The organism is Lentzea sp. NBRC 105346, from assembly GCF_030269605.1.
Classification (GTDB): Bacteria; Actinomycetota; Actinomycetes; order Mycobacteriales; family Pseudonocardiaceae; genus Lentzea.
Genome location: NZ_BSTQ01000001.1, coordinates 44,341 through 58,497, shown reverse-complemented (window position 1 = coordinate 58,497; position 14,157 = coordinate 44,341). Strand labels below are relative to the sequence as shown.

Annotated in this window: 14 protein-coding genes; 8 read left to right on the top strand and 6 right to left on the bottom strand. The window is 68.7% G+C overall.

Going from position 1 to position 14,157, the window contains the following annotated elements:
- Positions 1-106: 106 nt before the first annotated feature.
- The 4 genes from QSK35_RS00190 to QSK35_RS00175 all read left to right on the top strand — a co-directional run bounded on the left by QSK35_RS00190 (position 107) and on the right by QSK35_RS00175 (position 3,859).
- Positions 107-1,981, top strand: coding sequence for a choice-of-anchor B family protein (locus QSK35_RS00190; protein ID WP_285741103.1), 1,875 nt, complete (start codon positions 107-109; stop codon positions 1,979-1,981).
- 241 nt (positions 1,982-2,222) lie between these two features.
- Positions 2,223-2,876 (top strand): hypothetical protein, encoded by a 654-nt coding sequence (locus tag QSK35_RS00185; protein WP_285741102.1) that lies wholly within the window; start codon positions 2,223-2,225, stop codon positions 2,874-2,876.
- On the top strand, positions 2,873-3,304 hold the full coding sequence (locus QSK35_RS00180) for a hypothetical protein (protein WP_285741101.1): 432 nt from the start codon (positions 2,873-2,875) through the stop codon (positions 3,302-3,304). Before QSK35_RS00185 ends, QSK35_RS00180 begins: the two co-directional genes overlap by 4 nt.
- Before the next feature lie 36 nt (positions 3,305-3,340).
- Entirely contained in the window at positions 3,341-3,859 is a 519-nt protein-coding gene (locus QSK35_RS00175) for a hypothetical protein (RefSeq protein ID WP_285741100.1), read from the top strand.
- On the opposite strand, the gene QSK35_RS00170 is transcribed toward QSK35_RS00175, so the two are convergent.
- Positions 3,856-4,647, bottom strand: coding sequence for a hypothetical protein (locus QSK35_RS00170; RefSeq protein WP_285741099.1), 792 nt, complete (start codon positions 4,645-4,647; stop codon positions 3,856-3,858). The two genes, QSK35_RS00175 and QSK35_RS00170, sit on opposite strands and share 4 nt — an antisense overlap.
- 83 nt (positions 4,648-4,730) lie before the next feature.
- On the opposite strand from QSK35_RS00170, the gene QSK35_RS00165 reads away from it, so the two are divergent.
- Both QSK35_RS00165 and QSK35_RS00160 read left to right on the top strand, forming a co-directional pair.
- Positions 4,731-6,371, top strand: coding sequence for an ankyrin repeat domain-containing protein (locus tag QSK35_RS00165; RefSeq protein WP_285741098.1), 1,641 nt, complete (start codon positions 4,731-4,733; stop codon positions 6,369-6,371).
- A 25-nt stretch (positions 6,372-6,396) separates the two neighbouring features.
- The gene (locus tag QSK35_RS00160) at positions 6,397-7,200 is read left to right on the top strand and encodes an SDR family NAD(P)-dependent oxidoreductase (protein ID WP_285741097.1); all 804 of its coding nucleotides are present in this window, start codon (positions 6,397-6,399) and stop codon (positions 7,198-7,200) included.
- A gap of 9 nt (positions 7,201-7,209) precedes the next feature.
- Here QSK35_RS00160 and QSK35_RS00155 read toward each other — a convergent pair whose 3' ends face one another.
- A complete protein-coding gene (locus tag QSK35_RS00155; RefSeq protein ID WP_285741096.1) occupies positions 7,210-7,590 on the bottom strand; it encodes a DUF5997 family protein in 381 nt (126 codons plus the stop codon).
- A gap of 105 nt (positions 7,591-7,695) precedes the next feature.
- Here QSK35_RS00155 and QSK35_RS00150 point away from each other — a divergent pair, with 105 nt between their 5' ends.
- Positions 7,696-8,331, top strand: coding sequence for a LysR family substrate-binding domain-containing protein (locus QSK35_RS00150; protein ID WP_285742430.1), 636 nt, complete (start codon positions 7,696-7,698; stop codon positions 8,329-8,331).
- A 14-nt stretch (positions 8,332-8,345) separates the two neighbouring features.
- Positions 8,346-8,831, top strand: a complete 486-nt coding sequence (locus QSK35_RS00145) for a glutathione peroxidase (protein ID WP_285741095.1) — start codon at positions 8,346-8,348, stop codon at positions 8,829-8,831.
- Here QSK35_RS00145 and QSK35_RS00140 read toward each other — a convergent pair.
- Genes QSK35_RS00140 through QSK35_RS00125 form a run of 4 tightly spaced genes read right to left on the bottom strand, consistent with a single transcriptional unit; the run spans position 8,800 to position 14,152 of the window.
- The gene (locus QSK35_RS00140) at positions 8,800-11,175 is read right to left on the bottom strand and encodes a bifunctional salicylyl-CoA 5-hydroxylase/oxidoreductase (protein ID WP_285741094.1); all 2,376 of its coding nucleotides are present in this window, start codon (positions 11,173-11,175) and stop codon (positions 8,800-8,802) included. The two genes, QSK35_RS00145 and QSK35_RS00140, sit on opposite strands and share 32 nt — an antisense overlap.
- Positions 11,172-12,755, bottom strand: a complete 1,584-nt coding sequence (locus tag QSK35_RS00135) for an AMP-binding protein (RefSeq protein ID WP_285741093.1) — start codon at positions 12,753-12,755, stop codon at positions 11,172-11,174. The genes QSK35_RS00140 and QSK35_RS00135 overlap by 4 nt, the downstream gene beginning before the upstream one ends.
- A 24-nt stretch (positions 12,756-12,779) precedes the next feature.
- Positions 12,780-13,685: an acyl-CoA thioesterase gene (locus QSK35_RS00130; protein WP_285741092.1), complete on the bottom strand. Its 906-nt coding sequence runs from the start codon at positions 13,683-13,685 to the stop codon at positions 12,780-12,782.
- Entirely contained in the window at positions 13,682-14,152 is a 471-nt protein-coding gene (locus tag QSK35_RS00125; protein ID WP_285741091.1) for a cupin domain-containing protein, read from the bottom strand. Before QSK35_RS00125 ends, QSK35_RS00130 begins: the two co-directional genes overlap by 4 nt.
- Positions 14,153-14,157: the final 5 nt, after the last annotated feature.

Sequence of the window (14,157 nt, the reverse complement as noted above, 5' to 3'; positions counted from 1 at the left end):
CAGACCCGCACATCGTTGCTACCGCGGGTCAAATCCACATGAGACGTTGCATCCCTTACAACCGCATCTCGTGACGTTCGACCAACCCTGCATGGGAGAACCGATCATGTTGAAGAGATCCGTCCTGGCGGCGCTCGCTGCAATCGCTCTCACCCTGGCCGCCGCACCCTTCGCCACGTCGAGCGCGGCAGCCCCGGTAGCCGCCGCCGCGACCCCCTGCGTCAACGGCATGGCGGGCAGCTACCCGTGTCGCAACATCGATCTGCAGTCGAACCTGCCGCTGTCCGCGATGGGCGGAGGTTCGGGCAGCGGCGGCTGGGGCTGGACCGACCCGTCCAACGGCAAGGAATACGCGCTGGTCGCCCGTTCGACCGGCACGTCGTTCGTCGACATCACCACGCCGACGAGCCCCGTCTACCTCGGCAACCTGCCCAGCGCCACCGGCACGTCGAGCTGGCGTGAGCTCACCGTGCACAACAACACCGCCTACATCATCTCCGACAACAACGGCAGCCACGGCCTGCAGATCTTCGACCTCACCAAGCTGCGTACCGTGACGTCCCCGCCGGTGACGTTCAGCGCGGACGCCCGCGACACCGCGTTCACCAGGGCCCACACGGTCTCGGTCAACGCCCAGACCGGATACCTGTACGTCAACGGTTCGAGCACGTGCTCCGGCGGCCCGCGCATGTACAACCTCGCGAACCGCCTCGCGCCGGCGTTCGTCGGCTGCGTCAGCGGCGACGGCTACTCGCACGACTCGACGGCCGTGGTCTACCACGGGCCGGACACCCGTTATCAGGGCAAGGAGATCCTGGTCGGCAGCAACGAGGACACCGTCACCTTCTTCGACGTCACCACGAAGTCGAACCCGGTGCAGCTCGCGCGCAAGACGTACTCCGGCGTCGGCTACACGCACCAGGGCGTGTTCACCGAGGACCACAAGTACTTCCTGCTCGACGACGAAACGGACGAGACTCGTTTCGGTGGCAACACCCGCACCTACGTGTGGAGCACGGCCGACCTGACCAACCCGGTCCTGGTGGGTGTGTTCAACGGCCCGACGGCCGCCACGGACCACAACCAGTGGGTCAAGGGCAACTTCTCCTACCAGTCCAACTACAAGGCCGGTTTGCGCGTCATCGATCTGACCAACGTCGCCACCCCGACGTCGATGTCCGAAGCCGCGTACTTCGACATCTACCCGTCGAGCAACACCGCCGGGTTCAACGGCACGTGGACGAACTATCCGTACTACCCGAGTGGCAACGTCGCGATCTTCACCATCGAGGGCGGCCTGTTCGTGGTGAAACCGAACTTGTCGACCCCGGCGAACGACTTCACGATCGGCACGTCTCCGGCCTCGGGTTCGGCGAACCCCGGCGGTTCCGTGACGACGACCGTGAACACCAGTGTCCGCAGTGGTTCCGCGGAAACCGTGACGCTGTCCGCGAGCGGGCTGCCCGCGGGCGCGACGGCATCGTTCAGTCCCGCCTCGGTCACCGCGGGCGGTTCGTCGACGCTCACGATCTCGGTCGGCGCCTCCACCCCGCCCGGCACCTACCCGATCACCGTCACCGGCACCGCGCCCTCGGCCACGCACACCGCCGCCTACTCGCTGACGGTGAACGGTCCGGCCGGATGCTCGGGGACCAACTCGAACGACGTTCCCATCCAGGACAACAGCACGGCCCAGTCGCCGATCACGATCTCCGGCTGCACGGGCAACGGCTCGGCGACCTCGACGGTCGCCGTCAACATCGTCCACACCTACATTGGTGACCTGATCGTCGACCTGGTCGCACCCGACGGCACCGCGTACAACCTGCACAACCGGTCCGGCGGCTCGACCGACAACATCAACCAGACCTACACCGTCAACCTGTCGAGCGAGGTACGCAACGGAACCTGGACGCTGCGCGTGCAGGACCGGGCCAACCTCGACACCGGCTACATCAACAGCTGGACCCTGACGCTGTAACCACGTGCCGAATGCACCTCTCTGTCCATTTCGTCCTATGTGGACAGAGAGGTGCCCGAGCATGTCCACGCACGTTCACATCTTTTCCCGCTATTGGGAATTGTCCGCCACGACAGTGCATTGACCGTCTGTTCTGGACGTTCTTATGGTCTCGGCAACTGTCACCCGATCGGGTGGCAGTCCCTGCACCAACCGCCCGGAGGAACCAATGCACCTGCGACTGCGAAACACAACATTCGCAGTGGCGGCCGCCGCCGCCCTCATCGGGTTCACCGCCACCCCCGCACAAGCGAACCACTCGTGGGGCGGCTACCACTGGCCGCGCACGAACGTCGCCCAGTTGACGCTCTACTCCAGCATCACCTCCGACTGGAGCGGCGCCCTCAGCACCGCGAACAGCGACTGGAACAAGAGCCAGTACCTCGAGAACACCATCGTCGCGAGCGACACCAGCAGGACCACGCGACGGCAGTGCCGGATGCCCGCGGGCGCGATCCGCGTCTGCAACTACACCTACGGCCAGAACGGATGGGCCGGCCTGGCCTCGATCAACCTCTACAGCGGTACCAAGCACATCAGCCAGGCCACCACGAAGATCAACGACACGTACCTCGCGAACGCCGACGCGGCCAAGCGGCAGGGCGTGATGTGCCAGGAGGTCGGGCACGACTTCGGCCTGGACCACCAGGACGAGGACTTCAACAACCCGAACCTCGGCACCTGCATGGACTACACCAACAACTGGAACACCAACCAGCACCCCAACCAGCACGACTACGACCAGCTGGCCGCCATCTACAACCACTCCGACGGGTCGGCGAACCAGGCCGCCGAGGCGGGCGTCACCACGATCCGCACGGGTGACACCGTCACACTCATCACCTGGGCGTCATGATCCGCCTGCTCATCGCGGTGCCCGTCGCAGCCGTCCTGCTCGGCGGCTGCGGCGGGTCACCGTCCACTGTCGAATCCGCTGCGACACCGTCCTCATCGGACGGCACGATAGTCGTCGCTCAGGAGGGATCGGCGCCGGCCCGCACGCAGTGGTACGTGCGAATCGAGACCACGAAGGCCGAGTCCGTGACCGAGGCGGCCTACCCGAACGCCCCGATCGCGCTGACCAAACAGCTGCCCGCGGGCCAATACCGCGTCATCAGCTGGCACCGAACGTGTTCCGGCGCCTGCCCCGCCTCCGGTGAGGACGGCCTCGGCCCGCTCGAGGAGGTGTGCGGCGCGGCCACGACGGTGACCCCCGGCGGCCGCGTGGCGGCCACAGTGGTCATCGACGCCGAAGGCGGTTGCTCAGTGCGCGTGGGCACGTGACATGCGAACCAGACGGGACAGCGCGACCATGTGCGGGTGAGCAACCCGATGGCCGTTCTGTTCCGTCTGTGGAGCATGAGCTTCCTCGCGCGCGTGGCCGCCGTCATCGCGCTGACCACGGCAGGTCTGCTGACCGGCTTCCAGCCGGCCGCGCACGCATCGTGCGCCATGCCGCCACCCGAGTCGCCCGCCGTGTTCACCGGCACGGTCGAGTCCACCGAACGCGACGGGCTCGTGGCGCACGTCCGCACCGACGACGGACGACAGGTCGACGTGGTCGGCACGCCCTCGGAATCCGGGGTCACCTCGGTCGACCGGACCTTCACCAAGGGTGTGCGCTACGAGTTCCACCCGCTCAACGCGTCGAGCCCGTACCAGGACAACATCTGCACCCGCACGCACGCCGTGGACTCCGCGCCACCCACGGCTCCGACGCCGTCAACCGCCGGCGGACCCGGCGTGAAGGTCGCGATCGGCATCGGCGGAGCGCTCGTCGTGCTCGGCGGCGGCTTCATCGTCGGTATGCGGATCCGGCGGCACGCCGGCCGGGGCTAGCCGCACGACCACTGGAGGTACTCGGTGGCGAGGTCCAGCTGCGCCATGCCGTCTCCCCCGAGGTTCGGGTCGCCCAGCTTCTCGTCGAACGCGAGGAAGAACGGGCCGATGTCCTCCCCACCATTCGGCGGCACGATGGTGCCACCGAAGTGCTGCTGGTAGAAGAACCGCTCGACGAGCCCGAGGCGCTTGCCTTCCTCGGAGAACATGTCGATGTACCCGGACGTTTTGTCGAACTCGACGTACGTCTTCCCGACGTTGGGGTCGTCGACGCGCGCGACGAGCCGCAGCCGCCGGGGTGGGCGGTCGGCCCGCCAGGCGTCCGTGGTGTCTTCCGTGCCCTCGAGTCTCGTCGCGGGATCGGGCAGCGGGCAGGGCGGCCCCGCGAGCTCGGCCTCGGTCAGCCAGATCCACGCCCAGCCTCCCGCGATGTCGTCCGTCTGGTATCGCTCCTCGGGGTGGCGGGACCGGGCGTACTCCGTCAGGGCGGACCAGAAGGCCGTGTCGGACGGCGGTTCTCCCCCGGCGATCGTGTCGGCCACGCCGTCCACCGGATCGGCGCGATCGTCGCCCGCCTGGAACACGCTCAGCCCGGCCAGGTCGGGCCCCGCGCACCGATACTGCTCCGGCACGCGCACGGTGAACAGATGTGGCATCGGCAGGCCGACCGCCCGGCTGCGGGGCCACTGGCCGGGGTGCAGGCCCGGTGGACGCCCGAAAGCGTGCCCGTCCGGGCCCTCCTCGTCGAACTCGATGCTGTACGCCGTGTCCGGCAGGGGCAGATCCATGCACGACATCTAGCCTTCGCCCACCACATCGCGACCACACGGATGTGGCAGTGATGTGGTGCGCCGCGCATACGGTGGCCACTGTGGACGTGGACGACTTCGCCTGGCTGATCCGGCAAGAGGACCTCGACGGCATCGAGAGCGCCCGGCGCCACGTGACGCCGGAGGTGCTGGAGGACCTGGTCTGGCTGTACTGGCGGCTCAGCAAGTGGCTCCACAAGTGCCTGCTGATCAATCTGCTGCAGGATCACTGGGATCCGGGGCTGTTCACGCCGGTGATGCTCGACATGCTCCGCGCACCGACCGACTGGCACGACGAGGGTCTGCTGGACCAGGTTCATTGGGCACAAGCGGTCGCGCTGGCGTACGTGGACGAGCGGTACGACAAGTTCGATACCTATTGGAGCGACCGGGACGCGCTGCGTGCCGCGGTCGAGCAGGCACGCCGGGAGCGCGGGATCACCGCCGACACCGTCGCGGACGAGCCGAAGGCGTGGGGACCGTACGCCGACGAGCCGGTGGCGCGGCTCGAGCAGGCCTGCAAGCGCGGCGACATCGACACCGTCCTCGCGGCGCTGGACTCCGGACTCGACGTCGACACCCCGTTGAGCCTCAGCACCCCGATGATGCACGCGGTCATCCGCGGTCACCTCGATCTCGCGCTGCGCCTGCTGGAACGCGGTGCGTCGGTGCGGGCCAGGTGGCCCTACACGGGTACGACCGTCCTGATCAGAGCCGCCGCCCACGGCCACGTTCCGTTGATCGACGCCGCTGTGAACCGGGGTGCTTCGCCCGACGAGGCACAGGACTCCGGCGTGACCGCGTTGTACAACGCCGTTTCCCACGGCCGGCTCGACGCGGTCCGGCGGCTGCTGGACGCGGGCGCGAGCGTCGGAACCTCGCCGTTGTTCGTCGCGGCGGCCGGAGGTGGTCACCTCGAGGTGGCCGAACTGCTCCTGGCGGCCGGCTGTGGCCTCGAAGAGGTCACGTCGGACGGGCACACCGCACTGGCCGTCGCCGCGCGGTCGAACGAGGCGGACGCGGTGGACTTCCTGCTCGCCAAAGGAGCCGCCGTCGACACGCGCGACGCCAGCGGACGCACACCGCTCATGGAAGCCGCCACCCGAGGCTGTTCCCGCATCGTCGACCGTCTGCTTCGGGCCGGTGCGGATCCCTCCGCGACCGATGCCGAGGGCCGCACGGCGCGCGACCTGGTCGGGCGGCGCCGCACGACGGAGGTCCTCGCCCTGCTGGAGAACACGCCGAAGCGCGGCAGCCGTCCGTGGCGGGGCGAGCTGCTCGGGTTCGAGTACGCGTACGACGAGGGGCGCGCCGCCCGCGGCGGCTGGCCGTGCGCGGCCGACTGCCCCGGCACCGCGACGTTGCTGGTGGCGATCCATCTCGTCGGCGTCCCGCACAACCGGCCGGGCCACAACGTCAACTACGGGTACACCTTCCTCGCCGTGTGCACGACGTGCGGGACGGGCAGGCTCGAGACGCTCGACCACGACTGCTGGAACGACCACGAGGACGAGCCGTGGGACCTGGCCAGGGTGTACACGGTGACCCCGGAAGGCGTTGAGCGCGTGCGGGTGGCGCTGCGCGACTGTCCACAGCCGGAGAACTACGCGTGTGACTGTGCGGTGCACGCGATGTTCCGCGAGAGTAGTTCGCTCGAACGTCTGCTAGGCGACAGTCGCGAGCGATCCGACCCTAGAGAGTGAGCCAACTCTCCTAGGAGGCGACCGAATGACGAGCTATCAGCTGAGCGGAAGAAAAGCACTGGTCACCGGTGGTGCACGCGGACTCGGCGCCGGAATGGCCGAAGCCCTGGCGGCAGCCGGTGCCGCGGTCGTGATCGCGGACATCCTCGAAGAAGAAGGCAAGCACACCGCCCAGGCGCTGCGCGACTCCGGCGCGACGGCGGAGTTCGTGCCGTTGGACGTCACCGACGACGCGGGCTGGGCCTCCGCGGTCGGCACCACCGTCGACGTGCTCGGCGGGCTCGACATCCTGGTGAACAACGCGGGCATCGAGATCACCAGCCTGATCACCGAACTCGACCCCGCCGACGCGCGCAGGATGCTGGACGTCAACGTGCTGGGCACCGCGCTCGGCCTCAAGCACGGGCTGCGCGCCATGCGCCCCGGTGGTGCGGCGGGACAGGGCGGCTCGGTGATCAACGTCGCGTCGGTCGCGGCGACCATCGCGTTTCCGGGGATCAGCGTGTACTCGGCGACCAAGTCCGCGATCGACCGATTGACCAGGGTGGCGGCCGCGGAGTCCGGGAAGCTCGGCTACGGCGTGCGGGTCAACTGCATCTACCCCGGTCTCACTCCCACGGCGATGGGCAACCAGCTCGCCGTGGACTGCGCCGAACTGGGCCTGTTCCCTTCACCGGAGGCGGCTGCGGGAGCGGTGGTGGACCTGACCCCGCTCGGCCGGCTGGGTCAGGTCGACGACATGGCCGACGCGGTCGTGTTCCTGGCTTCCGACGCGTCGAAGTTCATCACCGGAGCCGGTCTGCCGGTCGACGGCGGCATGGGGATGTGACCGCCGCGGTCACTCGGCCTGCGCGTCCCTCTCCTTCAGCCGCGCCGCCTCCGCGCGAACCTCCACCTGGATGGCCCGCTCCCGCTGCAACCAGTCCGGATTGGACGCCTTCAGCTCGTTGATCTGGTCCGTGGTGAGGGCGTCGGTGATCCCGCTGCGCGCCAGACCGCTCATCGAGATGCCGAGCTTCGCCGCGATGACCTGCCGGGGGTGCGGGCCGTTGCGGCGCAGCTCGCGCAGCCACTCGGGCGGATCTGCCTGCAGTGCGTTCAGCTCGTCGCGCGAGACGACGCCCTCCCGGAACTCCTCGGGGGTGGCGTCCAGGTACACCCCAAGCTTCTTCGCCGCGGTCGCGGGCTTCATCGTCTGGGGAGTCTTCTGCGACTTCATGACGTGCAGCGTAACGGTTCCGGTTACGCCAGGTAGTCTGCCCTCGTGACGGACTCTTTCACGCTCGCGTACGTCCCTGGGGTGACGCCGGGCAAATGGGTCCGGATGTGGGAGGAACGGGTGCCGGAGGTGGCGCTGAACCTGGTTCAGGTGCCCGCCGCGGAGGCCGCCGACCTCGTGCGTGACGGCCGGGCGGACGCGGTGCTGCTGCGGCTGCCGACGGACCGGACGGGTCTGCACGCGATTCCCCTCTACACCGAGACGACCGTGGTCGTGGTCCCGAAGGACCGCGACGCGGCCGAGGAGATGTCTCCCGAGGACCTCGCCGACGAGCTGGTGCTGCACCCCCTCGACGACACCCTCGACTGGGAGCGTCCGCCCGGACGACCCGCGATCGAACGCCCCGCCACGACGGCGGACGCCATCGAGCTGGTGGCCGCCGGGGTGGGGCTGCTCGTCGTGCCGCAGTCGCTCGCCCGGCTGCACCACCGCAAGGACCTCACCTACCGGCCGCTGTCGGAGGCTCCCGAGTCGCGGGTCGCGCTGTCGTGGCTGGAGGACGAGACGTCCGACCTGATGGAGCAGCTGATCGGGATCGTCCGTGGGCGGACCATGAACAGCACGCGCGGCCGTCCGGCGGAACCGCCGAAACGCGAACAGCCCAAAGCCCGCAAGCCCAAGCCGGGCAACAGCAGGCAGCAAGATACGAGCAAGCACCGTAAGCCCCGTCGGAAGCGATGAACTACGTTCATGGCATGGAGATCTTCGACATCCCGGTGAACACTCTCGCGGGCGAGCCAGGCGGCCTGAGCGCGTTGCGGGGCAAGGTGTTGCTCATCGTCAACGTCGCTTCGCGCTGCGGTCTCACCCCGCAGTACGCGGGCCTGGAGCGGCTCCAGGAGAAGTACGGTGCGGAAGGCTTCTCCGTGGTCGGCTTCCCCTGCAACCAGTTCGCGGGACAGGAGCCGGGTACCTCCGAGGAGATCGCCACGTTCTGCTCGACCACCTACGGGGTGTCGTTCCCACTGTTGGAGAAGGTCGAGGTCAACGGTTCCGGCCGGCACCCCGTCTTCCAGGAGCTGGTCCAGCACGCCGACACGGAAGGGGTCGCCGGCGACGTGCAGTGGAACTTCGAGAAGTTCCTGGTGTCGCGCGACGGAAAGGTGCTGAGCCGCTTCCGTCCCAACGTCGAGCCCGAGGACGCGGCGATCACCGAGGCGATCGAGGCCGCCCTGCGCTAGCCGGTTCGCGGTGCGGGGTCCAGCGCAGGTGCACGTTCCGGTCCTGCGGCTCCGCCCGTAGCAGCGACAGACGCGGCCGCACGGCGTCGGTGCGCGAGGTCGGCGGCTTGCGGCTGCCCGCCTGGAACTGAACCGGCCACTGAACGCGGTACTCCTGTTCGGCCGCCGCGTGCAGGGTCCAGTGCGGGTCGTAGAGGTGCGCGCGGCCGATCGCGCACAGGTCGGCGCGGCCCGCCAGCAGGATCGAGTTGACGTCGTCGTAGGAGGCGATGGCGCCGACCGCGATGACCGCCGCACCGGTGGCGGCGGCGACCTCGTGCCGGATCCGGTCGGCGAACGGGGTCTGGTACGAGCGGCCGTACGCCGGGCGCTCGTCCGCCGTGACCTGGCCGGAGGAGACGTCGATCGCGTCCGCGCCGTGGGCGATGAACGCGCGGGCGATCTCGACGGCGTCGTGCTCGGTGTTGCCGTCGGGCGCCCAGTCGGTCGCGGAGATGCGCACGATCATCGGCCGTTCGGCCGGCCATGCCGCGCGGACGGCGTCGAACACCTCCAGGGGGAAGCGGAGCCGGTTCTCCAGCGAGCCGCCGTAGGAGTCGGTGCGCTGGTTGGAGATCGGCGAGAGGAAAGAGGACAGCAGGTAGCCGTGTGCGCAGTGCAGTTCCAGCAGGTCGAAGCCCGCTTCGGCACCGCGTCGGGCGGCGGCGACGAAGTCCGCGGTGATCTGGTCCAGGTCCTCGCGATCGGCCAGGCGCGGGACGGCTGATCCGGGACCGTACGGCAGTGGTGACGGGCCGATGGTCTCCCAGTTGCCCTCGGGCAGCGGTTCGTCCATGCCCTCCCACATCAGGCGGGTCGAACCCTTGCGGCCGGAATGGCCCAGCTGGAGACCGATCCGTGCGGTGCTCCGCGAGTGGACGAACGACACGATGCGCGCCCACGAGTCGCGCTGCTCGTCGGTCCACAGACCGGTGCAGCCGGGGGTGATGCGGCCCTCCGGCGACACGCACACCATCTCGGTCATCACCAGTCCCGCGCCGCCCATGGCCTTGGAACCCAGGTGTACCAGGTGAAAATCGCCCGGCACTCCGTCGACCGCGGAGTACATGTCCATCGGCGAGACGATCACGCGGTTCTTCAGTTCGAGGCGCCCCAGGCGGAACGGCTGGAACATGGCCGGAGCCGTCGTCGGAAGTCCCTGGGAGGCGGCGAAAGCGGCGTCCACGCGGTCGGCGAACTCCGAGTCACGGGTGCGGAGGTTGTCGTAGGTGATGCGGCGGGACCGCGTCAGCAGGTTGAAGCAGAACCGGGTCGGCTCCTGCCCCGCGTACATGCCGATGTTCTCGAACCATTCCAGGGACGCCTGGGCGGCTCGTTGCGTCGACTCCACGACGGGCCGCCGCTCGGCTTCGTAGGCCGTCAGCGCGGTCTCGATGTCCGGCTGTTCGTGCAGGCAGGCGGCCAGGGCGAGCGAGTCCTCCATCGCCAGTTTGGTCCCGGACCCGATCGAGAAGTGCGCGGTGTGCGCGGCGTCGCCGACCAGGACCAGGTTGCCGTGGTGCCAGCGCTCGTTGCGCACGGTGGTGAAGCTGAGCCACTTCGAGTTGTTGGCGAACACCTGATAGCCCGCCAGCTCTTCGGCGAACAGCGAGCGGACCCAGTCGACGGCGGCGGTGTCGGATACTCCGGGCGGGAGCGCGAGGTCCTGGAAACCGGCCCGGCGCCAGACGTCCTCGTGCATCTCGACGATGAACGTGGAACCGCTGTCGGAGTAGGGGTAGCCGTGGACCTGCATGGTCCCCCACTCGGTGTCCTTGATGAAGAACTGGAACGCCTCGAAGACGCGATCCGTGCCGAGCCACATGTACTTGTTGTGCCTGCGGTCCAAGTTCGGCCGGAAAACGTCCGAAAAGGACTGTCGTACCTGCGAGTTGACGCCGTCCGCGCCGACCACCAGGTCGTACGACTCGGTGAGGCCGTCAGGTGCGGGGGTCGAGAAGTGCACCACCACACCGAGATCGCGGCACCGTTCCTGCAACAGGCCGAGCAGCTCCTTGCGGCTCATCGCGGCGAACCCCTGGCCGCCGACGGTGTGCGTCTCGCCCCGGTAGTGGATGTCGATGTCCGTCCACCGGGCGAACCTCCGCGACATGGCGTCGGCGAACTCCGGGTCGGCGTTCTCGATTCCGCCGAGGGTCTCGTCGGAGAACACCACGCCGAAGCCGAAGGTGACGTCCGCGGCGTCGCGTTCCCATACGGTGATGTCGTGGCTCGGGTCGAGCTGCTTCATCAGCGCGGCGAAGTAGAGGCCACCGGGGCCACCGCCGACGATCGCGATCTTCACGGCAGAACCTCGTCTTCGACGATCTTGCGGAGTGCGAAGCGCTGCAGCTTGCCGCTCGCGTTGCGCGGCAACGAGGTGCGGAACCGCACGTCGCGCGGGTACTTGTAAGGGGCGATCGTCCGCTTGACGTGATCCTGGATCTCACGGGCCTTCGCGGCGTCACCGGCAGCGCCGTCGCGCAGCACCACGAAGGCGCACACGACCGAGCCGCGTTCCTCGTCGGGCTTGGCGACGACGGCGGACTCCAGCACGTCGGGGTGGGTGTCGATGGCCTCCTCGACCTCCGGCCCGCCGATGTTGTACCCGGAGGAGACGATCATGTGGTCGCTGCGGGCGTGGTAGTAGAAGTACCCGTCCTCGTCGCGGTGGAAGATGTCACCGGTGACGTTCCAGCCGCCCACCACGTAGTCCTTCTGGCGCGCGTCGTCGAGGTAGCGACAGCCGACCGGGCCGATGACGCCCAGCCGTCCCGGTTCGCCGGGGCCGAGCTCCGTGCCGTCGAAGTCGAGCACGGTGGCGCGGTACCCCGGCACCGGTTTTCCCGTGGCACCAGGGCGGATGTCGTCACCGGCGGCGGAGATGAAGATGTGCAGCAGCTCCGTGGCGCCGATGCCGTCGATCACTTTGAGTCCGAGCCGGTCCCGCAGCCGTTCCCACGTCCCCAACGGGATGTGCTCGCCGGCCGACACCGCGGTCCGCAGGCCGCTGAGCTTCTCCTCGATACCGTCCCGCAGGATCGCCTTGTAGGCGGTGGGCGCGGTCGCGAGCACCGTGACGCCGTGCTGTGCAACGAGATCCGCGAGCTGCGCCGGGGTGGCGGTCTCGGTCAGCAGGGCGCAGGCGCCCGCTCTCAAAGGGAACACCACGAGCATGCCCAGACCGAAGGTGAAGGCGAACGGGGCCGTGCACGCGACGAGGTCGTTCTCGTTCAGCCGCAGCACGTGCCGCCCGAAGGTGTTGTCGATCGACAGGATGTCGCGGTGGAAGTGCATGGTGATCTTCGGGGATCCGGTGCTCCCGGACGTGGGCGCCAGCAGCGCCACGTCGTCGGCGGCGGTGTCCACGGCGGTGAACTCCCCCGGCTTGGTTCCGGCGCGTAACGCGAGGTCGTCGTAGTCGACCACAGTCAGTGGCAGAGTGCGCACATCGTCGGTGAACCGGTTGTCCACCAACGCGATCGTCGGCCGGGTCCGCTCCACGATCGGTATGAGTTCGCGGGTGCGCAACGCCGCCATCGTGGTCACCAGGACACCGCCCGCCTTGAGCACGCCGAGCCACGCGGCGACGGTCCACGGGTTGTTCGGTGAGCGAAGCAGAACCCGTTGTCCCGCAACGAGACCGAGGTCCTCGGTCAGCACCTGGGCCACCTGGTCGGCGCGAGTGAGCAGTTCGCCGTACGTCCAGACCTCGCCGGTGGGAGTACGCAGTGCCGGGCGGTCGCGTCCGAACCGCGCCACCGGGACGTCGATGAGCTCGGTGGCGGCGTTGAGGCGTTCGGGGTACTTCAGCTCCGGCGTCGTGAACTCGATCGTCGGCCACAGCGCCGCGGGCGGAAGGTGGTCACGAGCGAAGGTGTCCATGATGAGTCCTTCCCGGGCGGCGGGTCAGGAAGCGCGGATCATGCCCTCCTGGGCAACGGTGGCGAGATGACGGTGATCGCGGGTGAAGAAGCGGCCGAAGCCCAGGCCGCGGCCCGCGTCGGCGGCGACCGCCTCCTGTGCGTAGAGCAGCCAGTCGTCGACCGGGCCCTCGCGGTGGAACCACATGGCGTGGTCGAGGCTCGCGGTGACCAGTCCGGGCTTCGCCCACGGCAGGTCGAGCACCCGCAGTACGGGCTCCAGAATCGTGTAGTCGCAGACATATGCCAGCGCGGCGAGGTCTCGCTGTGTGTCGGTCAGTCCCGCGACCGGGCGCAGCGGGTCGAACGGCTTGATCCACACCGCCTGGTGCGGGATCTGCTCGCCCTCGACCGCGAGGTAGACGGGGCCCGGCACGTGCCGCATGTCGAAGCTGCGGCCGCCGGACCAGTAGGCCTTCGACTCCTCGGTCATCGAGCCGCCGCTGCGCCCGGTGAGGTAGTCCGCCGAGCTGGGCAGGTCTTCGGGGTTGGGCAGGTCTTCGCCGAACGACGCCTGGAAGCTGCCGCTGTGCTCGCCGGCGGCGAAGTTCGCCAGGCAGACGTAGAGGGGTTTGCCGTTCTGGTAACCGCGGACCTGACGGGTGCTGTAGCCCCGGCCGTCGCGCAGGACCTCCACCTCGTAGCGCACCTGCGCGCCGATGTCGGCCGGGCGCAGGAAGTAGCTGTGCATCGAGTGCATCGACTTGCCGTCGGTCACCGATCGCATGGCCGCGGCCGCCGCCGCGGCGACCAGGTCGCCGCCATACGCCTTCGGCCACGGGCAGGGTTGGGTGACGGCGGTGAAGGCCAGGTCGAAGTGTTGTGGCGGGGCGGGTTCCAGCGTGATGGCCGACGTGAAGACCTCGGAGGTCGCGAGCGTCCCGGCCGTCATCGGTCGAGCCAATCGCGGAGGCCCTCGTCGGGGATGTCGTCCAGGTTGACGACGATGTTCTCCGGCGTCCGCGTCGTCATCCACGTGAGGGGCTTGTTGCGGGAGAGGTTGCACTCGATGTGCGGCATGAAGGGTGGCACGAAGACCCAGTCGCCCTCCTCCATGTCGACGTAGTCCTCGAACTTCTCGCCGAAGTAGATGCGCGCCCGGCCGGACAGGACGTAACCGCCGGTCTCGGCCTCGCCGTGGTGGTGGGTGACCGAACGGTAGCCGGGCTCGTTGGTGACCTTCCCGAACCACAGCTTCGTGGCCGGGGTGTGCTGGATGCTCACGCCGGAGATCCGGATCGCGCCACCCGAGTTCGCGGTGTCCGGGTTCTCCATGCCACCTCGCGTCACCACCGGGGCGACGATCCCGCTGGGCAGGCGGTACATCGAGTTGTCGCCTTCGAGCTGGTACTTGCTCATGTCGG